28 protein-coding genes are annotated in these 25,169 nt (G+C 60.3%); 19 read left to right on the forward strand and 9 right to left on the reverse strand.

Annotation, left to right across the window (positions count from 1 at the left end; translation table 11 throughout):
- Positions 1-174: 174 nt before the first annotated feature.
- From EPK99_RS05810 to EPK99_RS05845, 8 genes are all read left to right on the forward strand, one after another.
- Complete coding sequence (locus tag EPK99_RS05810; RefSeq protein ID WP_128441948.1) at positions 175-411, forward strand: DUF1427 family protein; 237 nt, start codon at positions 175-177, stop codon at positions 409-411.
- Between the two features lie 60 nt (positions 412-471).
- A complete protein-coding gene (locus EPK99_RS05815) occupies positions 472-2,349 on the forward strand; it encodes an amidohydrolase (RefSeq protein WP_128441950.1) in 1,878 nt (625 codons plus the stop codon).
- 15 nt (positions 2,350-2,364) lie between these two features.
- Positions 2,365-2,793 (forward strand): DoxX family protein, encoded by a 429-nt coding sequence (locus EPK99_RS05820; protein WP_128441952.1) that lies wholly within the window; start codon positions 2,365-2,367, stop codon positions 2,791-2,793.
- Between the two features lie 152 nt (positions 2,794-2,945).
- A complete protein-coding gene (locus EPK99_RS05825) occupies positions 2,946-3,932 on the forward strand; it encodes an alpha/beta fold hydrolase (protein WP_128441954.1) in 987 nt (328 codons plus the stop codon).
- Between the two features lie 111 nt (positions 3,933-4,043).
- Entirely contained in the window at positions 4,044-4,727 is a 684-nt protein-coding gene (locus EPK99_RS05830) for a YoaK family protein (protein WP_128441956.1), read from the forward strand.
- 181 nt (positions 4,728-4,908) lie between these two features.
- Entirely contained in the window at positions 4,909-5,097 is a 189-nt protein-coding gene (locus EPK99_RS05835) for a hypothetical protein (RefSeq protein WP_128441958.1), read from the forward strand.
- Between the two features lie 198 nt (positions 5,098-5,295).
- Positions 5,296-5,916 carry a helix-turn-helix domain-containing protein gene (locus tag EPK99_RS05840; protein WP_128441960.1) on the forward strand — a complete coding sequence of 207 codons (621 nt, stop codon included), beginning with the start codon at positions 5,296-5,298 and terminating at the stop codon, positions 5,914-5,916.
- A 122-nt stretch (positions 5,917-6,038) separates the two neighbouring features.
- Complete coding sequence (locus EPK99_RS05845) at positions 6,039-6,413, forward strand: response regulator transcription factor (RefSeq protein WP_128441963.1); 375 nt, start codon at positions 6,039-6,041, stop codon at positions 6,411-6,413.
- Between the two features lie 7 nt (positions 6,414-6,420).
- On the opposite strand, the gene EPK99_RS05850 is transcribed toward EPK99_RS05845, so the two are convergent.
- Together EPK99_RS05850 and EPK99_RS05855 are read right to left on the reverse strand one after the other, a co-directional pair.
- On the reverse strand, positions 6,421-7,044 hold the full coding sequence (locus EPK99_RS05850; protein ID WP_128441966.1) for a response regulator transcription factor: 624 nt from the start codon (positions 7,042-7,044) through the stop codon (positions 6,421-6,423).
- Between the two features lies 1 nt (position 7,045).
- A complete protein-coding gene (locus tag EPK99_RS05855; RefSeq protein WP_128441968.1) occupies positions 7,046-7,861 on the reverse strand; it encodes a LamB/YcsF family protein in 816 nt (271 codons plus the stop codon).
- A gap of 207 nt (positions 7,862-8,068) precedes the next feature.
- Here EPK99_RS05855 and pxpB point away from each other — a divergent pair, with 207 nt between their 5' ends.
- Together pxpB and EPK99_RS05865 are read left to right on the forward strand one after the other, a co-directional pair.
- Entirely contained in the window at positions 8,069-8,812 is a 744-nt protein-coding gene (gene pxpB / locus EPK99_RS05860) for a 5-oxoprolinase subunit PxpB (RefSeq protein WP_128441970.1), read from the forward strand.
- Positions 8,809-9,774 carry a 5-oxoprolinase subunit C family protein gene (locus EPK99_RS05865; protein ID WP_128441972.1) on the forward strand — a complete coding sequence of 322 codons (966 nt, stop codon included), beginning with the start codon at positions 8,809-8,811 and terminating at the stop codon, positions 9,772-9,774. Before pxpB ends, EPK99_RS05865 begins: the two co-directional genes overlap by 4 nt.
- 9 nt (positions 9,775-9,783) lie before the next feature.
- Here EPK99_RS05865 and EPK99_RS05870 read toward each other — a convergent pair whose 3' ends face one another.
- The 3 genes from EPK99_RS05870 to EPK99_RS05880 all read right to left on the reverse strand — a co-directional run bounded on the left by EPK99_RS05870 (position 9,784) and on the right by EPK99_RS05880 (position 13,188).
- Positions 9,784-11,475: an FAD-dependent oxidoreductase gene (locus EPK99_RS05870; protein ID WP_128441974.1), complete on the reverse strand. Its 1,692-nt coding sequence runs from the start codon at positions 11,473-11,475 to the stop codon at positions 9,784-9,786.
- Positions 11,476-11,505: 30 nt separating this feature from the next.
- Positions 11,506-11,808, reverse strand: a complete 303-nt coding sequence (locus EPK99_RS05875; protein WP_128441976.1) for a UBP-type zinc finger domain-containing protein — start codon at positions 11,806-11,808, stop codon at positions 11,506-11,508.
- A 177-nt stretch (positions 11,809-11,985) separates the two neighbouring features.
- Entirely contained in the window at positions 11,986-13,188 is a 1,203-nt protein-coding gene (locus tag EPK99_RS05880; RefSeq protein WP_128441978.1) for an ROK family transcriptional regulator, read from the reverse strand.
- A gap of 199 nt (positions 13,189-13,387) precedes the next feature.
- Between EPK99_RS05880 and EPK99_RS05885 the strand changes: the two genes are divergently transcribed.
- From EPK99_RS05885 to EPK99_RS05920, 8 genes are all read left to right on the forward strand, one after another.
- Entirely contained in the window at positions 13,388-14,623 is a 1,236-nt protein-coding gene (locus tag EPK99_RS05885) for an extracellular solute-binding protein (protein WP_128441980.1), read from the forward strand.
- Between the two features lie 70 nt (positions 14,624-14,693).
- The gene (locus EPK99_RS05890; RefSeq protein ID WP_128441982.1) at positions 14,694-15,578 is read left to right on the forward strand and encodes a carbohydrate ABC transporter permease; all 885 of its coding nucleotides are present in this window, start codon (positions 14,694-14,696) and stop codon (positions 15,576-15,578) included.
- Entirely contained in the window at positions 15,578-16,423 is an 846-nt protein-coding gene (locus tag EPK99_RS05895; protein WP_128441984.1) for a carbohydrate ABC transporter permease, read from the forward strand. The genes EPK99_RS05890 and EPK99_RS05895 overlap by 1 nt, the downstream gene beginning before the upstream one ends.
- Entirely contained in the window at positions 16,420-17,442 is a 1,023-nt protein-coding gene (locus EPK99_RS05900) for an SIS domain-containing protein (RefSeq protein WP_128441986.1), read from the forward strand. The genes EPK99_RS05895 and EPK99_RS05900 overlap by 4 nt, the downstream gene beginning before the upstream one ends.
- Complete coding sequence (locus tag EPK99_RS05905; protein ID WP_128441988.1) at positions 17,443-18,366, forward strand: carbohydrate kinase family protein; 924 nt, start codon at positions 17,443-17,445, stop codon at positions 18,364-18,366.
- Complete coding sequence (locus EPK99_RS05910) at positions 18,363-19,433, forward strand: ABC transporter ATP-binding protein (RefSeq protein ID WP_128441992.1); 1,071 nt, start codon at positions 18,363-18,365, stop codon at positions 19,431-19,433. Before EPK99_RS05905 ends, EPK99_RS05910 begins: the two co-directional genes overlap by 4 nt.
- A gap of 194 nt (positions 19,434-19,627) precedes the next feature.
- Entirely contained in the window at positions 19,628-20,041 is a 414-nt protein-coding gene (locus EPK99_RS05915; RefSeq protein WP_128441994.1) for a hypothetical protein, read from the forward strand.
- 68 nt (positions 20,042-20,109) lie between these two features.
- Positions 20,110-20,739, forward strand: coding sequence for a hydrolase (locus EPK99_RS05920; protein WP_281033444.1), 630 nt, complete (start codon positions 20,110-20,112; stop codon positions 20,737-20,739).
- A 92-nt stretch (positions 20,740-20,831) separates the two neighbouring features.
- Here the strand turns inward: EPK99_RS05920 and EPK99_RS05925 are convergent, their stop codons facing one another.
- The gene (locus tag EPK99_RS05925; RefSeq protein ID WP_128441996.1) at positions 20,832-21,440 is read right to left on the reverse strand and encodes a J domain-containing protein; all 609 of its coding nucleotides are present in this window, start codon (positions 21,438-21,440) and stop codon (positions 20,832-20,834) included.
- A gap of 343 nt (positions 21,441-21,783) precedes the next feature.
- Here EPK99_RS05925 and EPK99_RS05930 point away from each other — a divergent pair, with 343 nt between their 5' ends.
- Entirely contained in the window at positions 21,784-23,211 is a 1,428-nt protein-coding gene (locus EPK99_RS05930; RefSeq protein WP_128441998.1) for an ISNCY family transposase, read from the forward strand.
- A 181-nt stretch (positions 23,212-23,392) separates the two neighbouring features.
- Here the strand turns inward: EPK99_RS05930 and EPK99_RS05935 are convergent, their stop codons facing one another.
- From EPK99_RS05935 to EPK99_RS25230, 3 genes are all read right to left on the reverse strand, one after another.
- Positions 23,393-24,400, reverse strand: coding sequence for a ketopantoate reductase family protein (locus EPK99_RS05935; RefSeq protein WP_128442000.1), 1,008 nt, complete (start codon positions 24,398-24,400; stop codon positions 23,393-23,395).
- Between the two features lie 132 nt (positions 24,401-24,532).
- A complete protein-coding gene (locus EPK99_RS05940) occupies positions 24,533-24,727 on the reverse strand; it encodes a hypothetical protein (protein ID WP_128442002.1) in 195 nt (64 codons plus the stop codon).
- Between the two features lie 69 nt (positions 24,728-24,796).
- Positions 24,797-24,946, reverse strand: a complete 150-nt coding sequence (locus EPK99_RS25230; protein ID WP_164901706.1) for a hypothetical protein — start codon at positions 24,944-24,946, stop codon at positions 24,797-24,799.
- Between the last annotated feature and the right edge of the window lie 223 nt (positions 24,947-25,169).

Below are 25,169 nucleotides of genomic sequence, written 5' to 3' on the forward strand. Positions count from 1 at the left end.
TCTGGCTCGATAGGGCAGGCGAAATGTCCAAAGCCCGGATTCTACGGCAAGCCCGATCAGGGCAGCTCCTCCATAGTGGCCATCTTACATGACATGACTCCGTTCCAGGAGGGAGCATGACCGCCGCAGATTCCGCTGTTCAGGTATTTTCCGCTGTCGTAACGAGTTTTTCCCATGAATATCTATCTTCTATCGCTCGGCGCCGGCCTCCTTGTCGGACTCGTCTATAGTCTCCTCAAGGTGCGCTCCCCGGCGCCCCCGGTCGTGGCTTTGATTGGCCTTCTCGGAATTCTGGCTGGCGAGCAGATCCTTCCGTTGGCGAAATCTATCTGGGCCAGAGAGCAGACAGGGCTTTCCCTGTCTGCAGAACCGGAACCGGTCGCCGACTCGTTCGCCAAGAGCCAAGGCTAGAAAATTCGGCACACCATTTTTCTACCCAAGATTCCATGATCTTAATTCTGGAGATCCTCCATGACCGCTGACCTCATTTTGCACCACGGGCTGATCACGACCCTTGACCGCACCAATCCCACCGCAAGCGCCGTCGCCATCAAGGATGGCGCTTTCCTCGCCGTCGGCCATGATCGCGATATCATGGCGCTGGCCGGACCGCAGACGAAGATCGTCGATCTGAAGGGCAAGCGGGTTCTTCCCGGTTTGATCGACAACCACACTCACGTGATCCGCGGCGGCTTGAACTTCAACATGGAGCTTCGCTGGGATGGTGTCCGATCGCTGGCGGATGCGATGGACATGCTGAAGCGGCAGGTGGCGATCACCCCGCCACCCCAATGGGTACGGGTGGTCGGCGGCTTCACGGAGCACCAGTTCGCCGAAAAGCGCCTGCCCACCATAGACGAGATCAACGCTGTCGCGCCGGATACCCCGGTCTTCCTGCTTCATCTCTACGACCGGGCCTTGCTGAACGGCGCAGCGCTCCGGGCCGTCGGCTATACCAAAGACACCCCGAACCCGCCCGGCGGCGAGATCACTCGCGACGCCGCAGGAAACCCGACGGGCCTCTTGCTCGCTCGGCCGAATGCCGGAATTCTCTATTCGACGCTGGCGAAAGGCCCGAAACTGCCCTTCGACTACCAGGTCAACTCCACCCGGCATTTCATGCGCGAGCTAAACCGTCTCGGGGTGACGGGCGTGATAGATGCCGGCGGCGGTTTCCAGAACTATCCCGACGATTATGCCGTCATCCAGAAGCTCTCCGATGAGGGCCAGATGACCGTTCGGCTTGCCTACAACCTGTTTACCCAGAAGCCAAAGGAAGAGAAGCAGGATTTCCTCAACTGGACGTCGTCCGTCAAATACAAGCAGGGTGACGATTACTTCCGCCACAATGGAGCCGGCGAAATGCTGGTGTTTTCCGCCGCCGACTTCGAGGATTTCCGCGAGCCCCGGCCGGAGATGGCCCCGGAAATGGAAGGCGAACTCGAGGAAGTAGTGCGCGTGCTTGCGGAAAACCGCTGGCCGTGGCGCATGCACGCCACCTATGACGAGACGATCAGCCCCGCGCTCGACGTCTTCGAGAAGGTCAATCAGGACATCCCGCTCGAAGGGCTGAACTGGTTCTTCGATCATGCAGAAACCATTTCCGACCGTTCGATCGACCGGATTGCCGCCCTCGGCGGCGGCATCGCCGTCCAGCACCGCATGGCCTATCAGGGTGAGTATTTCGTCGAGCGCTACGGCTACGGCGCTGCGGAGGCGACACCGCCTATCGCGAAGATGCTGGATAAGGGAGTGCATGTCTCAGGCGGTACGGATGCCACCCGCGTTGCCTCCTACAATCCTTGGGTCTCGCTTGCCTGGATGGTGACCGGCAAGACGGTCGGCGGCATGCAGCTTTACCCGCGCGCCAACTGCCTCGACCGTGAAACGGCGCTCAGGATGTGGACGGAGAATGTCACCTGGTTTTCCAATGAAGAGGGCAAGAAGGGACGTATCGAGAAGGGCCAGCTTGCCGATCTCATCGTGCCGGACAAGGACTTCCTCTCTTGCGCTGAAGATGAGATCTCCTTCCTGACGTCGGAGCTGACGATGGTCGGCGGCAGGATCGTCTATGGTGCCGGTGACTTCGCCAAATACGACGAGAGCGATGTTCCTCCGGCCATGCCTGACTGGTCTCCGGTGCGCGCCTTCGGGGGCTATGCAGCCTGGGGCGAACCGCAAGGTGCAGGCCAGCGAAGCCTCCGCCGCACGGCTATCTCCTCTTGCGCCTGCGCCACCGACTGCAATGTGCATGGCCACGACCATGCCGGCGCCTGGACGTCGAAGCTCCCGATCGCTGATCTCAAGGGCTTCTTCGGCGCACTTGGCTGCGCCTGCTGGGCTGTTTGATCGGGGAGAAAGACAATGACGGTTCTGGATAACAAAGCCGGGAAGGCTGCTCCTCCCTGGAAAGGTACAGCGGCGGTGAGGTGGCTGGCACTTCTGGCGCTCTGCGCGGCGTATCTTCAGGGCAGCCTGATGAAGCTGTTCGACTTCAATTCGGCCATTTCGGAAATGGACCATTTTGGCCTGTCTCCCGCGGCGCCCATGGCTGCGGGCCTGATTGCTTTCGAACTGGTCTGCAGCACCCTTATCCTGACCGGCTTCTACAGATGGGCCGGAGCGCTGGCGCTGGCAGTCTTCACGCTAGCGGCAACCTATGTGGCGCTACGGTTCTGGGAGATGCCCGCCGGCATGGACCGAACCATGGCGACCAACTCCTTCTTCGAGCATCTGGGCCTTGCCGGCGCCTTCGTGCTGGTCGCATTGCATGATTTCCACTGGAAGCGGTAAGCTCCTCATCGAACTAGGAGCGCCTGACCCTATCCGAATATCGACCGTCCAATCGTCCAAATCTGCCTGCTAACGCACAAGAAGAAAATCTTCAACTGCGATAGATTTCCTCCAGACGAGGCCGGAAGCCGGCCCTTCTATAAGGGATAACCATGCCGAACGAATTCGAACTCACCCTTTCACGCCGTCAGGCATTGGCGGCTGGAATTGCCCTTTCGGCAACGGTGGCAGCACCGTCGCTTGCTCTTTCCAAGACAACATCTTCTAAGCACAACCCTGAAAAAGGATTACCAGAGATGACCAGCAGCTTCGTCGAGACCAAGGACGGCGTCCAGATCTTCTACAAGGACTGGGGTCCGAAGGATGCGCAGCCGATCCACTTCCATCACGGCTGGCCGTTGTCGTCCGACGACTGGGACGCGCAGATGCTGTTCTTCCTGGCAAACGGCTATCGCGTCGTCGCCCATGACCGTCGCGGACACGGCCGGTCGTCGCAGGTGAGCGACGGTCACGACATGGACCACTACGCAGCCGACGCATCGGCAGTCGTGGAACACCTGAACCTCAAGAACGCCGTCCATATCGGTCACTCCACCGGCGGCGGCGAAGTTGCCCGCTACGTCGCAAAGTTCGGCGAGCCGCAGAAGCGCGTTGCCAAGGCCGTTCTGGTATCTGCCGTACCACCGCTGATGTTGAAGACGGAATCCAATCAGGGTGGCCTGCCGATGGAAGTCTTCGACGGCATCCGCAAGGCTCTCGCCGACAACCGCGCACAGCTTTTCATCGATTTCCCGACCGGCCCCTTCTACGGTTTCAACCGTCCGGACGCAAAAATCTACCCGGGAGTCATCCAGAATTGGTGGCGCCAGGGCATGATGGGCAGCGCCAAGGCCCATTATGACGGCATCAAAGCCTTCTCCGAGACGGACCAGACGGAAGACCTGAAGAAAATCACCGTACCCACGCTGGTCATGCAGGGTGATGACGACCAGGTCGTGCCATACAAGAACGCGGTAGAACTGCAGGCCAAGCTGATCAAGAACAGCGCTATCAAGGTCTACAAGGGTTTCCCGCACGGCATGCTGACAACCCATGCCGACGTGATCAATGCGGATCTGCTGGCTTTCATCAAGGCCTGATAGACCACCATTAACTCCGGGCGCAGCCGCTCCTCAAAGAGGGGAGGCTGCGCCCGGCCGCCGGTTTCTGTTTCTCTCGGCGGTCTGCAATGGGCAAGGACGCTACGAGACATGAAGAATATCCCACTTGCCATTCTGTTGAGCCTGAATGGCGGTTACGTCGATACCGTTGGGTTTCTTGCGCTCGCAGGGCTGTTTACGGCCCACGTGACGGGCAATTTCGTGACGCTGGGCGCAGCCGTGGTGCTGGGAACCGGCGGCGGGCTTGCCAAGCTTCTTGCGCTCCCGATGTTCTGTCTCTGCGTTTTCCTGTCCCGCGTCGCCGGTATCGTCCTCGCCCGAAACGGACATGCGGTGATGAGGCCTCTGCTCGCGGTAAAGCTGGTCCTGCTGACGGTGGCGTTTGGCTTGGCCATCGCGCTTGGTCCCTTCACCAACGCCAATGGCTGGCCCGCATTGACGATAGGCATGGTTCTGGTCGCTGCGATGGCAGTCCAGAACGGGCTCCACCGGGTCCATCTTGCCAAGTCGCCTCCCACAACATTGATGACCGGAACCACGACACAGATCATGCTCGACCTCGCCGACCTTGCCGTCGGCACGCGTGACGACAGCAAGGCCCCCGCAGCAGCCCGTCGCCTGAAGATGATGTGCTTCAGCGTGGCAGCCTTTGCTGCCGGATGTGCATTGGCGGCAGGCTCATACATCCTTTCGCCTGTCTGGTGTTTCGCCGTGCCGGTGGTCATAGCCGCCCTTGCATTTGGCGCAAAGGTCGAGACACCCGAAGGGGACTGACCAATCTCAAAAGACCCGGCCTTCGCCATGTCGGAGCCAGAGATAGTCATTTCTACTGGATTCCGGCAAACTATGAAGAGGAGCCGGTCGCCACGACGTGATACGGCATCGGGTTCAGGCACGTGCGGTTCACAGGCCGCTCGCGCCGATGTTACCGCTATCCAAGCGAAGGAGTTTTGGCATGACGGCAAGACACACCGATGACACCGGGCTCCGCGACGGCATCGCATCGCTTCCGGAACGAGTGGATCTTGCGGCAGAGCTGCCTCCGGAGCATCCGCCCCAGTCCGAGGACGACGCCAATCTGGACGAAGCCCTGATAGAAACCTTTACAGCAAGCGATCCGATCGCTTCGGGGCGTACGGCCTGACTTCCTCCTCATCGGCAGGACGAAGCGGCCGTTATGCGGAATAGGTCACCTGGACAATCGGGACGCAATCATCCCTTGGTATAATTCCATCACCCCCATAGCTGCGGAAAACCGGCCTGCTGCACAATTTAGCAAAGGACAAAACTAATCTCTTATGGGGTCATCAAATCACTTCGTAACCCCATCATGGAGATCACGATGAACGCCCATGCAGCTCTTCTCGACCGCCCAGACGCCAGCTTCCCGGTCGCAGGCCTTCATGGCGGAATATCTGACGAAATTTCGACCCTTCTGCTGCGGGCGGCCACATGTGTGGAGCGGGACGAAGCCAATGCGCTGGACCTGATGAAGCAGGCCTGCAGCCTCCTGCGCCCCCAGGGTAACATTCCGCCGAACCGAACTTCCCTATCTGCCGGCGGCCTTGCACCCTGGCAGGTAAAGCGGCTCAACATCTTCATCGAGCAGAACATCTCGCGCCCGGTATCGATCGAAGCGCTCGCGAGCCTCAGCAATCTCAGCACAAGCTATTTTTCCGCCGCCTTCAAATCCACCTACGGAACGTCGCCCCACAATCACATCCTCATTTGCCGCGTTCATCACGCCAAGCGGTTGATGCTGGAGGGCAATACGCCGCTCTGCGAAATCGCGCTGGATTGCGGACTTGCGGACCAGGCGCATCTTTCCCGTGTCTTTCGGCGGATCACCGGCACGACGCCCAGCGCCTGGCGCCGCCATTCCCGCCAGATGGCGTCGGACCGGACGAAAGCCGACGCTATAGCAAAGTCATCGGCTCGCTCCATGCCGGCTCATGCTTTCTGAAGTAGAAGAAACGAAGAAGGTCGCGCATCCGCCAAATATACCTACGGATGATTGTATAAGGCGCCGAAAGAACCAAACCTGCTCTCAAGCTTTAGGGGCAGGTACGCCTTAGGGAGGGCGAAATGCCGATCCGTAAATTGATTGGGATAGTCGACGACGATCCAGACATTCCCGCTGCTCTGAGCAGTCTGCTGCGCTCGTTCGGCTACCGCGCGGAATGCTTTGTTTCGGCCTCGGATCTGCTCCAAAGGCAGGATCTGGCAAGCTTCGCCTGCGTCATCAGCGATATTCATATGCCGGTCATCAATGGGCTGGAATTGACGCGGCGTCTAAGGGACATACAGCCTCATCTGCCCGTGATCCTGATGACGGGACGCCCGGAAGCGGATCTGGAAGACCAGGCTCGCGCCTGCGGCGCCATTTCCTGTGTCGCAAAGCCTATTTCCGTCAATACCCTTCTCGAAAATCTCGAGGAGGCATTCGGTCGTACCAAATGATCCCGCCTCAGGACAGGGCGTTCCTGTTTTTGAGCAGATCAGCCATTCTAACAAGGTCGGCAAGCGTGCGTGCTTCCATTTTCCGCATCGCCGAACTTCTGTGAATCTTTATCGTCACTTCGCTGAGCTTGAGCTCCCCGGCAACCTGCTTGTTCATGAGACCGGAAGTGACAAGCGCCATGACCTGTTTTTCGCGCTCGGTAAGTTCCAGATAGCGTTTGTGAAGAGAGGTGAAATCTCCGTCGCCTTCCCGCCGCTCCCGATCGGCCTTCAGCGCAGTTGCCACGGCGTCCAGCATATCCTGGTCGCGGAACGGTTTGACGAGGAAGTCGATGGCACCGGCCTTCATGGCCCGCACCGACATCTGGATGTCGCCATGACCCGTCATCACGATGATTGGAATCGGTGCGCCTCCGCGTCCGAGCTGATCCTGAAAATCGAGACCGCTGACACCAGGAAGGCGGACGTCCAGAACGAGGCAGCTGGCCACATTCGGTTTTGAAGCTTCGATGAACTCGCTTGCCGAGCCGAACATTTTCGTTTGCAATCCAACGGATCGAAACAGACTGTCCAGCGAAAGTCGCAGGTCGTCATTGTCATCGATGATATAAACAAGCGATTGATCCGTCATGTCAGGCGCCTTCAGTCCACACAGGCCGCAAAGCTGTACCTGCTCCTGCGACTGGCTTGGCAAAAGGGACAATATCGATGCCGACACGAGTGAGTTCCTGTCGCATGGCGCGGGCCGTTGCAACGGCTCCAGGCGTATCGCCATGGATGCACACGGTCGCAGGTTCGACCGGCACATAACCGCCGCCGATGGTTGGAATTCGCTTGTCGCGAAGCATGGAAAGAACCTGATCGACGCTCTGTTGAAGGTCGTGGATGACCGCGCCTTCCATCTGCCTGGGAGCGAGCATGCCATTGTCGGTATAACGGCGGTCGGCATAGACCTCGCAGGCAATAGTCAAACCTGCAGCTTCCGCAGCCTTCATGGTCTCGGAAAAGGGCAGGGTGATGAAGACGAGGCTTGGATCGACCGTCCTGATCGCAGATACGCAGATTTTGGCCAAGGTCGCGTCTTCCGCCGCCATGTTGTTCAGCGCACCATGGGTCTTCATATGCGTGATCGGCCATCCCAGCGCGGTTGCCATGCCCTGTATGGCAGCGATCTGGTAGATGAGCTGCGCTTCGAGATCCTCCGGACGTTCACCTGATATGCGGCGGCGGCCGAAGCCGTAGAGATCCATTAAGGAAGGGTGGGCGCCGATCGCGACACCCTTCGCCTTGGCAGCAAGGATCGTATCGCGCATGACGCTCGGATCTCCTGCATGGAAGCCGCAGGCGATATTGGCTGTGGTAATGACGTTCATCATCGCCATGTCGTCACCCATCTGGTAGGCACCGAAGCTCTCGCCCATGTCGCAATTCAGATCGATCGTCGTCATGTCAAAATCCCTTATGTATGAAATGGGCAGCCCTGGCATGGCGGGTGACTGATCATGATAAAGCTTGACATACAACGGTGTCATGAAATCACAAGTGCCTTGTGACGCTGGCGAATCCGGACCGCGTCATCCACTCCGGCGCGGTGGGGTCAGGCTGTCCACGGGGACAGTTCGCGTACCGCGTCTTTTGAAACAGGATTGGCATCCATGGGCATGACGCAAGCTGCGTCGATACAATTTCCCCGCATCGCGCCCTGTGGTGACAGCGCGCTGGTCGTGGAGTTGTCCGATGAGATCGATGAAGCCACCAATCAGCGGGTGGTCGCACTTGCAGAAGCATTGGCCCAGCGCGCGATTTCCGGGATCGTCGAAACGGTTCCCACCTACCGCTCGCTCCTGGTGATCTACGACCCGTGCGTTGTGCGGGGCAGGGGGCTCTCGGCCTTGCTGCTCGACCTGCTGGCGCAGGATCTATCGTCCAGCACGACCGCGAGGCAGTTGACCGTGCCGGTTCACTATGGCGGAGAGGTCGGTCTCGATCTCGACGAACTTGCCGAGATGAAACAGATGACCCGGCTGGAGCTGATCGCTCTTCACTCGGCTGCACAATACCGCGTCTACATGATCGGCTTTGCCCCGGGCTTCGCCTATCTCGGCGGTCTGCCGGAGCAACTCCACACGCCAAGGCTTGCCGTCCCCCGCCAAAGAATAGAGGCAAGCGCGATCGGTATTGGCGGAAAGCAAGCGAGCATCAACTCGGTTCCAGGCCCGAGCGGCTGGCGGTTCATCGGGCGAACCCCGCTGAAGCTGTTCGATCCGTCGCGCAGCGAGCCTTTCCTTCTGCGCGCCGGTGACCGCATCCGTTTCCGGTCCATCAACCTTGAAGAGGCCGCCCATCTGGATGCTGCCGTTGCCTGCGGCAAGACCGTTGAAGAATGGGAGGCGCTGTGAATACGCTCGAGGTTCTGCAGGCGGGGCCAATGCTGACGGTCCAGGATCTGGGTCGGGCCGGATTCCTCCATCTCGGGGTTTCAGGTGCCGGACCCATGGACCGGCCATCCATGCTGTTCGCCAACCGCCTTGTGGGAAACGAGGATGGCGACGCGACGCTCGAATTCGCGCATGTGGGCGGCAGTTTTACGGTCGAGCAGCCCGTTCGGTTTGCTGTGACGGGCGGTGCGGTCGAGATCACGATCGATGGAGAGCGAAGGCACAGCTGGGAAAGTCATCATCTGCGGCCCGGCCAGGTCTTGAAGATCGGCGCCCTGAGACAGGCGGTTTGGGGTTACCTTGCTTTATCCGGCGGCATCCGAACGCCACCAGTTCTAAACGCGCGCTCGACGCATGTGCGCAGTGGGATCGGCGGTCTGGACGGCCGGCGGCTTGCGGCGGGAGATCGTCTGCCGCTTGGGGTGACAGAGGCTGGTGCGCTGCTGGCCCTGCGGCGGCCGCTGTCCCGGCCAACCGGGCCTGTCCGGGTCGTTCCCGGGCCACAGACCGATCATTTCGGTGACCAAGCCTGGAAAGCTTTTCTGGACGGCCCCTTCCGCGTCACGGCCAGCCGCGACCGCATGGCGCAGGTGCTGGACGGCCCGCAGATCCTTGCGTTTGCCGGACATGACATCGTATCCGACGGCACCGTGGCCGGATCCATCCAGATCCCCTCTTCAGGGCGCCCGATCGTGTTGATGGCGGAGCGGCAGACGACGGGCGGCTATCCGAAGATCGCCACCGTGGCATCCGTGGATCTGCCACGGCTTGCCCAATGCCCGACGGCATCGCTTGTGAGGTTCCACTCGGTGTCGCAGGACGAGGCCGAAGATCTGCTTATCGCGCAGTCGCAACAATGGGCCGAAGCTCTTGCAAGTCTTGAGGTCAAGCCAGAAAATTCTCCATCGGGATCTTCCATTTAAAGGGTCAATTCAAGCACGCGCAACAGCCGGCGGGTCCCCATCCGCCAGCTTGAGGGCCGCGTGGATCTGGGCCACCACGGCAGCGCCTTCGCCGACAGCCGCCGCCACTCGCTTGGTCGAACCCGAGCGCACATCACCGATCGCAAAAAGGTTCCTGACGCTGGTCTCCAGAGATTGCCGCCCCAGCTTGAGGTCGGAAGACGCTTCGCCTCCGGTCCGAATGAAACCGGCACGATCGCGAAGCACATGTTCCTTGAGCCAGCCGGCATTCGGTATTGCGCCGATGAAAAGAAACATATGGCGTAGGGTAAGTTCGAAACTTCCCCCAGCCGACGCATCGCGGATAAGAGCACCGCTCAGTCCCGTATGGGCAGTGCCGCTGACCGCCTCGATCTCGCAGCCCACATGCGTGGTCACGTTCGGCAGAGCGGCAATGCGGTCGATCAGGTATTGCGACATAGTGTCATGCAGCGGCCTTCGGACCAGAAGATGAAGCTGCTTGACCTGGGGCGCCAGAAAGGCGACCGCCTGACCTGCGGAATTGCCGCCGCCGACAAGGGCGATCTCCTCGCCCTGACACAGGCGAGCTTCGACCGGGGTTGCCCAATAGGATATGCCAGCCCCTTCATAGGTCTCGATATCGGCAACATCCGGACGACGGTATTTGGCGCCGGACGCAATCACGACGGTGCGGCCACGAACGATCCGCCCGCCGGTGAGGTGAAGCGTATGGCAGGATCCGCTTGTCTCTGCGGCAGGCTCGAAGTCGAGAACTTCCAGGGGCAGGGCCACTTCCGCGCCGAACTTGAGCGCCTGGTTGAAGGCACGGCCGGCCAGCGCCTGACCGGATATGCCGGTTGGAAAGCCGAGATAGTTCTCGATCCTTGCCGAGGCGCCGGCCTGGCCGCCTGTGGCACGCTCGTCGAGCACGATCACCTTCAGGCCTTCCGATGCGGCATAGACGGCAGCGGCAAGTCCTGCCGGGCCGGCACCGATGACCGCGACGTCATAGATCACGTCATTCTTCAACTCCGGCGTTATGCCGAGGCAGATCGCAGCCTCCAAGTCGCTCGGATGCTTCAATACCGTTCCGTTGGGGCAGAGCATCATCGGCAAATCCTCGGGCGCGATGCCGAGTTTCTTCACCAGCGTTTGCCCTTCTTCGTCCAGGGTCGCGTCCAAAACCAGATGAGGATAGCCGCTTCTGGTGAGAAAGCCCTGAAGGCGGGTGAGTGCCTGGCTGCCGGGGATCCCGACAAGCGTCGATCCGGCGCCGCCTTCGTCGATCAGCGCGACCCGGCGCAGGATGAAGGCGCGCATCACCACTTCGCCAATGTCCGCCGAGCCGATCACCAGGGCGCGCAGATGGGCTGCATCGAAGGGCAGCGCAAGGCAGCCGTCCGCGCCTGCCATACCCCTAACCAGAGAAGGGCGACCGACAAGCTGGCTTACTTCTCCGCTGAAGTGTCCCGGCATGTGGATGACGATCTGCGTCTCCTTTGCAGGTCCGTCATGACGATAGATTTCCAGCGCGCCCTCCAGAACGAGCCAGAGTGGAGCGTCGCGGTCACCGAAGCCGAACACGGTTTCGCCCGCGGCAAACTTCTGCGGCTCCATGGCTGCGAAGCGTTTCGCGGTCGCCATCTGCACAGAGCTGAGAACAGGAAACATCTGATCCAGGCGGTTGTTCGACGCGGTCATGGCGTTCTCCTGTCGTCGCGAATACGGGTGTCAGTAGTAGCGCGGGATGGGGCCATTCTGCGGGGTCTGATCCGGCAGATCGACCATGATCTCGTCAATGAAGCACCAGCCCCAACCCTCCGGCGGGTCGTAGCCCTCGATGATCGGGTGTTCGGTCTCATGGAAATGGGCCGTCGCGTGGCGGCCGATGGACTGGTCGCAGCAGCCGACATGCCCGCAGGTCCGGCATAGACGAAGGTGGAACCACGCCTGGCCTATCTCCAGGCATTCCTCGCAACCGAACGTCTTCGGCGTGACGGTGTGGATCGCGGATCGATGCGTGCATGATGTCATCGGCGTCTTCCCTTTTCTGTCGGCAGTCGGGCAAGATCCCGCCGAGCTTCATGAAATCCCAGCGGGTGGCACTGGCTTCATGTAACTGTAGCGGTCATGCTTGGCTTGTCGAATCCTGAGCCATACGACGATGGATTTAGTTCCGCATGGCGAGCCGGCAACCTTCAGGAAGCGCATCTAGCCTCGCTCCTTGAGGATGGCTGAAAACCGCGGCTCGAAGGCGCGGCCGATCGGTTCCGCGGCGGCGCCGAGGGCAACGGCCCAGGGGTCCGTCATGCCGAGCTGGAGCCTCGGAACCGGGCGCCCCTTGCGCTCGGCAAGCGATGGCAGAAGCGGCTCGGTCGCGGCAAGAAGACGGCGCATCAATGTCTCCGAAGCTCCACCGGACAAAATGACCGATTGCGGGTCGAACAGCGTCTCGACCAGATGCACAGCCCAACGCAAGTCGGTCGCGGCTCTCGATATCCATTCGCCTATGCGAGGATCGTCGCGTTCCACGAGGTCGAACACGGCATGATAGGCGTCGGCAGCGGGATCAATACCGAGATGCTGATAAAGCGAGGCCATGGACGCCCGGTGCTCGAGCGGCGTCTGTCGCCCGCCATCGGAAAACAGCGCCATGCCGATCTCGCCGGCATTGCCGTGGGCGCCGCTATAAAGCTCGCCGCCGAGGATAAGGCCGGCACCGATGCCGTAGCCGATATAGATGCAGACGGCGTGATCGAGGCCGCGGGCGTTGCCCAGCATGCGCTCAGCAGTGGCGCAGGCCGCCGCGTCGTTCTGCAGTCCCACTTCCAGGCCGGTTCCGGCAGCCAGGGTCTCCAGCAGGGGAAAGGCCTGCCAGGACGCCATCATCCATTCGTCGTCGTCGGCGCCGTCCAATCCGAAAGGTCCCGGCATAGCTATGCCCAATCCCGAAAGCCGCCGCTCGGCCTGCGGTCTTTGCCGCTGCAGGTCGCGCCGCACCCCTTCGATCAGCCCCAGAATGATCCTGACACCCGTCGCCGGGCCGTCGGTCGAAAGCTTTGCCTCTGCGCGCACGAGGACATTGCCGACCAGATCGACAGCAATCGCTCGGGTGACATGGCGGTCGATCTGCAGGCCGATCGCGAAAGCGCCTTCCGGAACAAGGCAATAGGGGGTGGAAGGCTGGCCGCGCCCCTTGCGCACCACATCCTGCGGGCGCACGAGGCCGTCCCGCTCCAGATTTTCCACGAGGTTCGATACGGTCTGCTTGGTGAGGTTTGTCGCACGCGCCAGATCGGCTCGTGACAATGCGCCGTTAATGCGAAGGGCATCAAGGATCACACGCTGATTGTGCGCGCTCGTTCCCTCCTGATTGGTGCCGCTTTTGGCTCGCACGAGCCGGAAATCGTCCATGTCGAATACCCCTTGACAGCAATACAATATTACAGAAGGATTAAGTCAATACGTTTGACTTAATAAGGGACCGAAGAGTTCCAGGGAACGCCGGCGACTACGCGCCGGACGCTCATACCGACGAGACCGAAAGGTCTCGACATCCGCGGCGGAAGCATTCCGCCATGGCTCACACGCGTCCAAACCGGAGGACAGAACCTTGAAGACGATTAAGAAGACCCTTCTTGGCGCCGCGCTGATCACCGCGTCGCTTTCATCTCATGCCCTTGCCGAGACCAAGATCAACGCCCTGTTCATGGCGCAGGCCGCCTACAGCGAGGCGGATGTGCGGGCGATGGCGGAGGCCTTTACCAAGGCCAATCCCGATATCGCGGTCAATCTCGAATTCGTTCCTTACGAGGGCCTGCACGACAAGACCGTGCTCGCCCAGGGATCCGGCGGCGGCTACGACGTCGTGCTGTTCGACGTGATCTGGCCGGCCGAATATGCGGCCAACAACGTGCTTGTGGATGTATCTTCGAAGATTACCGACGACATGAAGAAGGGCGTTCTTCCAGGCGCCTGGACGACCGTCCAGTACGACGCGAAATACTACGGCATGCCCTGGATCCTCGACACCAAATACCTCTTCTACAACAAGGAAATGCTGGAAAAGGCCGGGATCAAGGCGCCGCCGAAGACCTGGGACGAACTGACCGAACAGGCCAAGATCATCAAGGATAAGGGCCTCGCCCAGACCCCGATCGCCTGGAGCTGGTCGCAGGCAGAAGCGGCGATCTGCGATTACACGACGCTTGTCAGCGCCTATGGCGGCGAGTTTCTGAAAGACGGCAAGCCGGCTTTTGCACAGGGCGGCGGTCTGGACGCGCTCAAATACATGGTGACCAGCTACAAGTCCGGCCTCACCAATCCGAATTCCAAGGAATTCCTTGAAGAGGACGTCCGCAAGGTCTTCCAGAACGGTGACGCGGCCTTCGCGCTCAACTGGACCTACATGTACAACATGGCCAATGACCCCAAGGACAGCAAGGTAGCCGGCAAGGTCGGCGTCGTTCCGGCTCCGGGCGTTGCCGGCGGTCACGACGTCTCTGCGGTCAACGGTTCGATGGGTCTCGGCGTCACGTCGGCCAGCAAGCATCCGGACGAAGCCTGGAAGTTCATCACCTTCATGACGTCGCAGAAGGTGCAGAACGACTACGCGAAGCTCAGCCTGCCGATCTGGTCTTCCTCCTACGAAGACCCTGCCGTCACCAAGGGCCAGGAAGAGCTGATCGCCGCAGCAAAGCGCAGCCTTGCCGCCATGTATCCGCGCCCGACGACCCCGACATATCAGGAACTGTCGACGGCGCTGCAGCAGGCCATTCAGGAATCCCTGCTTGGGCAGTCCTCGCCTGAGGATGCGCTGAAGACAGCGGCCGACAACAGCGGCCTCTGAGACCATCCATCCGGGGCGGCCTGGGCGCCGCCCCCTTTCAATGCCGATACATTCTATGGGGAGGGACATCATGTCCGGCACCTGGCTAACGACCCGGGCTTGGCTGCTCATGCTGCCATTGCTGATCGTGATGATAGCGGTCATCGGCTGGCCGATGATGGACACGGTCCGCCTGTCCTTCACCGACAGCAAGCTGGTCGGCACCCAGGGCTCCTTTGTCGGCCTCGACAATTACGTCCGAATGCTCTCCAGCACCAATTTCACCCGCACGCTTGTGACGACGCTCTGGTTTGCGCTGATTTCAGTCACAGCGGAAATGGTTATCGGCGTGCTGGCCGCCCTGCTGCTCAACCAGGAATTCTACGGCCGCACGGTTCTGCGCGCGCTGATGATCCTGCCCTGGGCGCTGCCAACCATCGTCAATGCGACGCTCTGGCGGCTGATCTACAATCCGGAATACGGTGCGTTGAACGCGGCACTGACGCAGATCGGCCTGCTTGACGCCTATCGCTCCTGGCTGGGCGAACCGGCAACGGCAATGATCGCATTGATCGCCGCCGACTGCTGGAAGAACTTTCCGCTGGTGGCGCTGATCGCGCTCGCCGCTCTCCAGGCCGTGCCGCGCGATATCGTTTCCGCCTCTCTGGTGGATGGTGCCAATGCCTGGAACCGTTTCCGCTACGTGGTCCTGCCATATCTGGCCGGTCCGCTGGTCGTGGCACTGGTCCTGCGCACAATCGAGGCCTTCAAAGTGTTCGACATCATCTGGGTCATGACGAGAGGCGGCCCGGCGAACTCGACCCGGACGCTGTCGATCCTCGTCTACCAGGAAGCCTTCTCTTTCCAACGGGCCGGATCGGGCGCATCGCTTGCCCTGATCGTAACCTTGATGGTGACGCTGCTGGCCATCGCCTATGGGACCGTGGTGAAGAAGTTTGCAGGGAGCGCTGCCTGATGGCTCAAAGAAGCCTTGCCGCCTCCATCGCCATCTACGCCGCTGCCCTGCTTTTGGCACTGGTCGTTCTTGCGCCGATCGTCTGGCTGTTCGTGATGAGCATCTCGCCCGCAGCCGATCTCGCGGCCAAGCCCTTGCACTGGTGGCCGGAGACGGTGGATTTTTCCCGCTACGGCGTGCTTCTCTCCTCCGTGCCAAACAGCGCCGGCGCCGCTTTCGTCGCGTCGCTCTACAACAGCCTGATCGTGGCGGGAAGCGCCAGCGTGATCGCGATCCTGATCGCCATTCCCGCTGGATGGGCAGTGTCGCGAACGCCGTCCATTGGCTGGTCGCTCGGCATTGTCATCGGCACCTATATGCTGCCGCCGGTGGCGCTTGCCGTGCCTCTCTATATGGCGCTCGCCTATCTCGGCCTGCTCAACAGCCTGTTGGGGCTGACGCTCGTCTATCTCACCATTCTCGCTCCCTTTACCACCTGGCTGATGAAATCCGGCTTCGACGGCATCCCCCGCGAACTCGAGGCAGCCGCGATGCTGGACGGTGCCGGCCTTTTCACGACCTTGCGGATCATCACCCTGCCGCTGGCACTTCCGGTTATGGGCACATCCGCCCTGTTCGCCTTCCTGCTTGCCTGGGATGAATTCTTCTATGCGCTGCTGTTTACCTCGGACCAGCGCGCCAAGACCCTGACCGTCGCGATCGCGGATCTCGCCGGCGGCAGAGTTTCCGATTACGGGCTCATCGCAACAGCCGGGGTTCTGGCTGCACTGCCGCCGGTGCTGGTGGGCCTTCTGATGCAAAGGGTCCTGATTTCGGGACTGACAAATGGCGGCGTAAAGGGATGACCATGACCGATAGAACGAAACGTCCGGATGGACTTCTTGCCATCGACCGCGAAATGGCCTGTCAGCATGCCGATGCCATCGCTTCCTACGAAGGCGCGCGCGCCACGGCCGGCAAGGTTGCGGCTTCGCTGAAGCGGACCGGCCGGCTTCTGCTTCTCGGCATGGGCGGATCGCATGCGGTCAATCGAGCGGTGGAGCCGCTCTACCGCGCTCGCGGCATCGACGCTATCGCCCTGCCTCTCTCGGAACAACTGGGGCAGCCTCTGCCGCTTGAAGAACGCACTGTCTTCATCACGTCCCAGTCAGGCGAAAGCGCGGAAGTGGTGCGTTGGTTCAAGGAAACCGGCGGCACGCCCGACACGTTCGGCTTCACGCTCGAGGCGGGCTCATTTCTTGCAAAATCCACGACGAGCCTGGTCGGCGCTGGCGGCACGGAAACGGCTTTTGCCGCGACCCGCAGCCTGACTGTCACCTTGGCGCTTCACTTGGCCGTGTTGGCCGAGCTCGGCGAAGATCCCACCGCCGGTCTTGCGGCTCTTCAAAGGGCGGAAGCGCCCGATATTGCATCCGCATTGCAGGCCTTCACCGGGGTCAAGGCCATCGTCACCTCGGGCCGGCGTCTGCAGGGCGTGGCAGAAGCCCTGGCTCTCGGCCTGACCGAGCTTTCCCGGCTGCCCTGTTTCTCGCTGGAAGGCGGACAGCTGCGGCATGGCCCGATGGAGATGATGTCTCCAGAGCTTGGCGTCATCCTGTTCCGAGGCCATGACGAGACATCCGCACTGGTCACTGCCATGGCGCACTCCGTCGTCGAGGCCGGCGCACCGCTCATCCTCTTCGATTGCTCCGGCGAACCGCCCGTCGAAGGCGCAGTCACCATCGCGTTCCAGCCATTGTCCGGCCTTGCAGCCGTGCTTACCATGCTGCCGGCGGCACAGCGCCTGATGGTGGAGTTTGCCGCCACCCGCGTCGAAAATGCCGGGACGCCCGTCCGCTCGACTAAAATCACCCGGAGCGAATGAGTGAAGCCGCTTGCTGTCATTGGAAACGTCAATGTCGATCTGATCATGGGGCCGGCATCACCCTGGCCGCAGCCGGGCACGGAGATCCTGGTCGACCACAGTGAGGTCCGCGTCGGTGGCTCTGCCGGAAACACGGCTCTTGCCTGGCGGGCCTGCGGGCACGACTTCAAGATCGCCGCAAATCTTGGCACCGATCACTTCGGCCGCTGGCTGGCGGAGGAGTTCGGCCCCTTGGCGTCAAACTGGCCGCGTTGCGACGAAGAAACCACGCTTTCCGTCGGGATCACCCATCCCGATGGCGAGAGAACATTCTTTACCACCAAGGGTCATCTTCCGCACTTCTCGACGAATGACGTCCTGTGCGTGCTGGACGGCGAACAGTTGTCCGGGGGTTACGCGCTGATTTGCGGCTCTTTCCTGATGGACGCATTGACGCGAGACTATGACGCACTCTTCGACTGGGCGGAGGCCCATGACATCTCGATCGCCCTCGACACCGGCTGGCCGCTCAACGGCTGGACGCAAGCCAATTGCCAGGCGACGATCTCCTGGCTGAAGCGCAGCCGGGTGGCACTGATGAACGAGATAGAGGCAACGACGCTGACAGCCGAACAGGATGCGCTCAAAGCCGCCAAAGCGCTTCAGGTAATGATGCCGCAGGGCTCGATCGTGGTGGTCAAATGCGGACCGGAGGGCGCAATCGGACTGGATGCGAACGGAAGCCTGCATTCGGCCAAGGCTCCGAAGGTCACTGTCATCGACACGATCGGGGCGGGGGACGTGTTCAACGCCGGCTTCCTCGCGGCACTGGCTGCAGACGAGCCGATTGACCGATGCCTGGCAGCCGGCGTCGCCATCGCGTCGCGCGCCATTTCCACCCATCCCCGAACCTATGCAATGCCCCTTGAGGGAGACGGCCAATGACTGCCCTGACAATCGACAATATTGGCAAGAAATATGGTGACGTCGAAACGCTGAAAGGCATCGACATCGCACTTGAACCGGGCGAGTTCCTAGTCCTGCTCGGCTCGTCGGGCTGCGGAAAATCGACCCTGCTCAACATCATCGCGGGTCTCCTAGAAGCCACAAGTGGCGATATCAGGATCGGCGACCGCTCCATACTCGGCGTACATCCCAAGGATCGGGACATCGCCATGGTGTTCCAGTCCTACGCGCTTTACCCGAACCTCACGGTACACCGGAACATCGGCTTTGGCCTGGAGATGCGTAAAGTTCCGGCAGCGACACGCGACAAGGCGGTGCGCGACGCGGCCAAGCTGTTACAGATCGAAAACCTGCTCGATCGCAAACCGGGGCAGCTTTCGGGCGGCCAGCGACAGCGTGTTGCAATTGGCCGGGCACTGGTGCGCGATCCGAAGGTCTTCCTTTTCGACGAACCGCTCTCCAATCTCGACGCGAAGCTACGCATGGAAATGCGCACAGAGCTCAAACGCCTTCACCAAATGATGAAGACGACGGTCGTCTATGTCACGCACGACCAGATCGAAGCCATGACGCTTGCCAGCCGAATCGCGGTCATGCGCAACGGGCGCATCGAACAGCTCGGAACGCCGGAGGCCATCTACAACCGTCCCGAAACGCTTTATGTCGCGACCTTCGTCGGCGCACCGCCGATCAATCTCCTCAACGTCACCAAGGTCGCCGATGGTCTGCACCTCGATGGCACCGAAATTGTTCTGCCACTGACTGCGGGAACCGCAGCAACTATCGCCGAGGGGCGGAAGCTTGTGGCCGGCATTCGTCCGGAGAGCCTGAAACTTGGACAAGACGCGGTTACGCTTCCTGTCCTCTGCGAAGTGGTCGAACTGACCGGCCCGGAACTCGTCGTCACCGGCTATGTCGGGCAGCAGAAGCTGATCGCCACCTTGGCTGCGAACAGCCGGGCCTCTGCCGGCGCTCTTCTGTCTTTGTCGGTCGCACCGGACGCGCTTCATCTGTTCGATCCGGAAACCGAGCGCCGGATCAACTGATCCTGCCGGGAGAGATGCTCCCATATCTCGGTAAGCCGAGCGGCGGGGACCGCTTTCGTGATCGGACCATCCGATCCTCCAAACTCACGCCAGATCAACAAGAAGCACCCGGCCGGGGCGAATAATCTGCTTGGCAGGCAGCGAGCCCCACCGCTCGCTGTTTTATAAAAAATTACCACAGAATTGGAGACGTCGTGGACTCTCTTCCTCCGCCGATCGTGGCACAGGAAATCCAGATCGTGGATGCTCAGGGGCATCCCGTATTGCGGCTTTCGGGAGCATCGGGAAGGCCGGTTGTCGAGTTCTTACGACAGGATGGTGCCCAAGGGCTTGCACTGTCGCTCGACGATGCAGGCCGGCCCTCCGTCATGCTCGCCAATCCGGATGCAGCTTTGCCAACGGCCTCCTTGGAAATCGATGACAAGGGCGCGCATGTGAAGTTCGACCGGCCGGGAGGCGCATCGAGCTATCTCTTCCTGAACAATACTGGAGGATCGGGTGTCGTGCTGTTCGGCCCGACCGGTGACAGAAGGCTCGATATCCTTGCAGCTCCCGACGGCACGACCACCGTCCAGCGCTACGGCAGCAATGGCCAGCCGCTGCCCTGAGATCCTTGCCCGGCTTCACTGCTGAGTAAATTGTAACACCCGTTCTTACCCTCTTCATCGGAGAATTCATGATGTCCAGCATTCCGCTTTTGACCCCAGAGGATTGTGCCGTCGTCCTGATTGACGAACAGGCCGGGCTCGCCTTCGCGACCGGATCCGCCGACCGGCAGGTGTTGCGCAGCAATGCCGTGGCGCTTGCCCGCACCGCCGTCGCCTTCGGCATCCCCACCGTCGTCAGCACATCGGCATCAAAGGTCTATAGCGGCCCCATGATGCCGGCATTGCGGGCCGTCCTGCCCGATATCGTTCCCATCGAACGCCGCAACATGAACCTTTGGGAAGATGCGGCGGCACAGGCGGCGATCATCGCAACAGGACGCAAGACGCTCGTAGTCGCTGGCCTGCTGACCGAAGCATGCGTCAGCTTTCCCGTGCTTTCGGCTCTTGCCGAAGGCTACAAGGTTTTCGTCGTGGCGGATGCCTGCGGCGGCCTGACCCCGGCCAGCCATGAAGCGGCACTCCGGCGGATGGAGCAGGCGGGTGCAGTCATGACTTCCTGGCTGCAGTTCCTGCTAGAAATGCAGCGCGACTGGACACGGCACGATACCTATGAGGCTGCCCGCGGCATCGTGGCGGAACACGGCGGAGGCTATGGAATCGGCCTCGACTATGCCCGCGACATGATAAAACCGGCATAAGACAGGAGGCCGCACCGTTTCATGCAGCAATTACCCGTAGGAGGCTCCCCAATCACGAGGGACTGCTCGAACGGGATTGGTAGATAGCGCGTTTAACAGAAGCCGTTGAGCTTGAGTATCCTGTGCGCGTCGATCGAGGCCCGAAGCTTGTCCTCCGAGTTGCGATCCCCGTGGTTGGCGTCCGGATGGTGCATCTTGAGCCGTTCCTTATAGCGGCTTCTGATTTCTTCCGGTGTTGCATCCGGCGAAAGGCCAAGCGTCTCGAACGCCTTGGCTTCAAGAACCTTGAGTTTTCGCCGCTGAAGATCCGCCTTTGCCGCTCCGCGTTCGACGGCGCTCTTGCGTGCGTTGGTCGCCTTTGCGGAACCGGAGCGAGCGGTGGAGGGAAGGGGAGCTTCTGTCGCCCGGTTGACGCTCGTCCCCCAAGTCTGGCGGCTGCCGCTTGCCGCTTCCCGCTGATAGCGTGCGGTCACAGGGTCCGACAGGTTTGGCGCGAAGTTATAGCCTTTGCTATACTCCTTCACATGCTCGGGACAGAACAGCAGGTACAACCCTTCAGCATCCCGCCCAACAGGCGCGCGATGCGTGCCACTCTTTTCACAACCGTCCCATTGGCATTTGGGCCCACTTGTTTCGCGTGCTGCAACTGGTTTTTTTTTGGTCGGCCGTAAGCCGACGAAGATCTTTGAATCAGACGTCATCGCGCCTTATATGGCGGTCCTATCCAGCCCGCAAGGATTTGGCGCAATTTGCAGACATGTAAATCAAGGGCGCCATCTGGATCGATCCGCGGCAAGGCTCGATAGTTCGCTCTGCCGGCCATCCGCGCAAGAGCCGGCCGGCCCAAATCGCCTTTAGTTCTCAAGAAAAAGTTCCATAACATATCTTACGTGATATTCTCATGTAGCGGCTGTTTAGTAATGCGACAGTTGGGCCAGTTAGAGATGCGACAGCCTCGCCTCTTGATGCACTGGTCAATGCCAATGTCGGGAGCAAGAATGACGACTTCGAGCTTGGTCGAGACCATGAGCGGTTGGAGTCGTCATGTCCTGTTTGATCACCATGTCGCAGAAAGAATTGCATCGCCTCGAACTTATCCAGAAGATCCATGAAGGACGCCTGAGCGTTGTCCAGGCTGCCGAACAGCTCTACCTCAGTCGAAGCCAGGTCCATCGGCTGCTGCAAGCCTATGACCGGGATGGTCCGGCCGGTCTTGTTTCCAGGAAGCGATCGCGGCCGAGCAATCGGCGCCATAGCGAGGAGTTTCGCAATGCGGCGCTGGATCTGGTTCGCGAACGCTATGCGGATTTCGGACCGACCTTGGCGCGTGAGAAGCTGATCGAGCTGCACCGGATCTCTGTTGCCAAGGAGACGCTGCGACAATGGATGACCGAGGCTGGTATCTGGGTTTCACGCAGAGAACGCAAGAAACGGGTTTTCCAGCCACGCGGCCGACGTGATTGCTTTGGCGAACTGGTGCAGATCGATGGTTCGCATCACTGGTGGTTCGAGAACCGTGGGCCCAAATGCGCCCTTCTCGTCTATATCGATGACGCAACCGGCAAGCTGCTGCATCTACGGTTTGCCGGATCGGAGAACACATTCGACTATCTGCACGCGACCAAGGCCTATCTGCAGCAATGGGGCAAACCGCTGGCGTTTTACAGCGATAAGCATGGTGTCTTCCGTTCCACCCGTGCGTCGCAGAAGGACCGGACGAGTGGTCTGACACAATTCGGTCGGGCGCTCTATGAGCTGAACATTGACATCATCTGCGCCAACACGCCTCAAGCCAAGGGCCGTGTGGAACGTGCCAATCAGACGCTGCAGGATCGGCTGGTCAAGGAGATGCGGCTTCGCGGCATCGACACGATCGAGGCAGCCAATGCCTATGCGCCTGAGTTCATTACGGATTTCAACGCGCGTTTCGGCAAGCTGCCGCGCAATCCGAAAGTTATGCATCGGCCACTGGCCGATCATGAGAATCTGGACGCAGCGATGTGCCGCAAGGAAGTTCGCACGCTGTCGCAGGCTTTGAGGCTGCGCTACGACAAGGTGCTGTTCATTCTGGATCCAACCGAGATCTCCATGCAATTGGCTGGGCAGAAGGTGGTTGTGTGCGATTATCCGGACGGCCGGCTTGAGATCATGCACGAGAGCTTTGCCCTGCCCTACAGGACCTTCGATACATTGCGCTCGGTGCATCGCGCTGAGGTCGTCGACAGCAAGCGGCTGGACGACATGTTGTCGATCGTCGCCGAGATGCAGGCTGGACGAGAACTTGAGCGCAGCAAAAGCGGTCCGCGCCGCACCGGCCAGACGGATCATATGTTCGGCATTCGTGATGGCAGCACTGCCAACGGCTATCAGAAGCGCGGCCGCAAGCCAGGTCGCAGGACGGATTTCATGAACGATCCGGACGTCATCGCCAAAAGGCAGAAGGCTATGGCGCGGATGGAGGCCGCAGAATGACTGGGCCTAAAGCCAGGGAGAACGTTATCGGCCGCCCCCGCTCCTCCCTTTCAACCCGGAACAGCCGGTCGGAGGGGGGACTGAACACCAGAGCAAGTGTCGCAGTTCTGACTGGCCAGCGATGTCGCATCTCTAATCAGCGTTGACATCTCATGCAGTCGCAATGCTGATCTTCGCGTCATCATGGCGCGGCCTCTGCTAATACGTCGAGATTGATACGAGCGAGCGGCCGCTTGTCCTCCTGGATCTCGTGGGTCATCTCCACCAGGCGCATGGCCAGTGGCGTCAGCACCCGCATCTCGCGACCGATTTCGATGACCGGCGATAGCTGCGCATCTACCTCGGCCCTGCGCCTGCGCATTGCCAGGTCATGCCGGATATCGCAAGATGCGCGGTCGTGGGCGACCATGTCGTCGAAGGACTTGTCAGCCTGTCCCGGGGTTGCAAGAGGCCCGAAAGCCGTGGGATCGAAACCGTCGAAAGGCTCGGCGCGGATATTGTTGATGGCGGCAACGGTCGCCACTTCCAGTGCAAGCTTGCGCAATACCGGCCTTGCCGCCTCGTCCGCCAAGATATCGGCAATGCTATCGTCGGTCAGCGCCACGCCGAAAAGCAGCGTATCGTGGATAAGCTTGCTCCAGAGGAAGCCCGAGATATTGTTCGTGACCATCGCTTTCGGCTCAAGCGACTTTATCAGGTGGTAGATGTCTTCGGCACGATCTGTGAAACGGCCACCCAGCTCGCCGATCATCGCTGCGCCGGGACGGCTATACTGGACGACGCCCGGTTCGAGATAATCTGCCTGGAGGTTGACGAAGCAGCCGACCACCCGGTTTTGGCCGGCAATGCGGGCGATCACTCGCTCATTCAACCCGTTCTGGGCCGATACGATATAGCCATCGGACGTCACATGATCGACCATTGCGTGTGCGGCGTCTTCGGTATCACCCGCTTTGACACAGAGGAAGCTATGCTCGTAGACGCCCCTCAGTTCCGCCGGCAGAAAGGCCCTCCCCTTCACCGTGCCCTCAAAGATCGGCCCTACAACCGTCAGCCCCTTCTCATTGATGGCATCCACATGGGCCTTGGCGTTATCGACGAAGATCACGTCCTGACCAGCCCTGATGAAGGCGGCGCCCAGCGTTCCGCCGATCGCGCCGGCACCCCAAATCAGGATTGGCTTGCTCATGACTACCCGCTTTCAAGCATAAACTCATGCCGCTTCTACCAGCGAAACCGCCAAGATCAACAACAACCTCTGCGGCTTCCCTGCCGTCTGGACTAACGGCGGGAAGTTTCAGAACAAAATCAAAACTCCGCTTCAGTGGACACTGGGCGTCTTGACCACGGTCGCAAAATCTTCCGCAACCAGTTCGCTGATGGCGATCAGCACCTCTTCGGGTGAAAATCCGGAAGCGATGACCGAGCGGACCAGGTCCTGAAGGTCAGGTTCGACGACGTCGCGGCAGTCTTCCAGACGTTCGTCCGAAACATTCAGTGAATAAAACTCTTCCATGGCATATCCTTAACCATTTATGGGTTGGTTGCCCAACAACCGTCTTTTGGCTGGAGCGATCTCGATAGGTCAGCCGAGTTTTTCGGCGATCAGCACCTTCATCTCATGGCGCGTCAGGAGACATGGGTCTGGCTTCCAGTCAGAGACAGGCTCTGGTGGCTTCGTGCGCTCACTTGCTTGTGCAGCCGCACGAGCAGCGGCATTGGTCTTGTCGTTCAATGAAAATCCTTCCCGCAAGATGCGGTATGCCAAGGACCACAAGGATGAGCGCGGCTTTGCGTCAGCTCAAAGATGGTCGTTGATGATTGGGGTACATATTAGATAGGAACATGATGCGGCGATTCAATGTCCTTGCTAAATCTCCGAGTTGCATCTGGTTCCTGGGCCCTTTGGGGCTATCTACCAGACCAAACCATCAACAACGGCAATCAGGGAGGAGCGA

The organism is Neorhizobium lilium, from assembly GCF_004053875.1.
Lineage (GTDB): Bacteria > Pseudomonadota > Alphaproteobacteria > Rhizobiales > Rhizobiaceae > Neorhizobium > Neorhizobium lilii.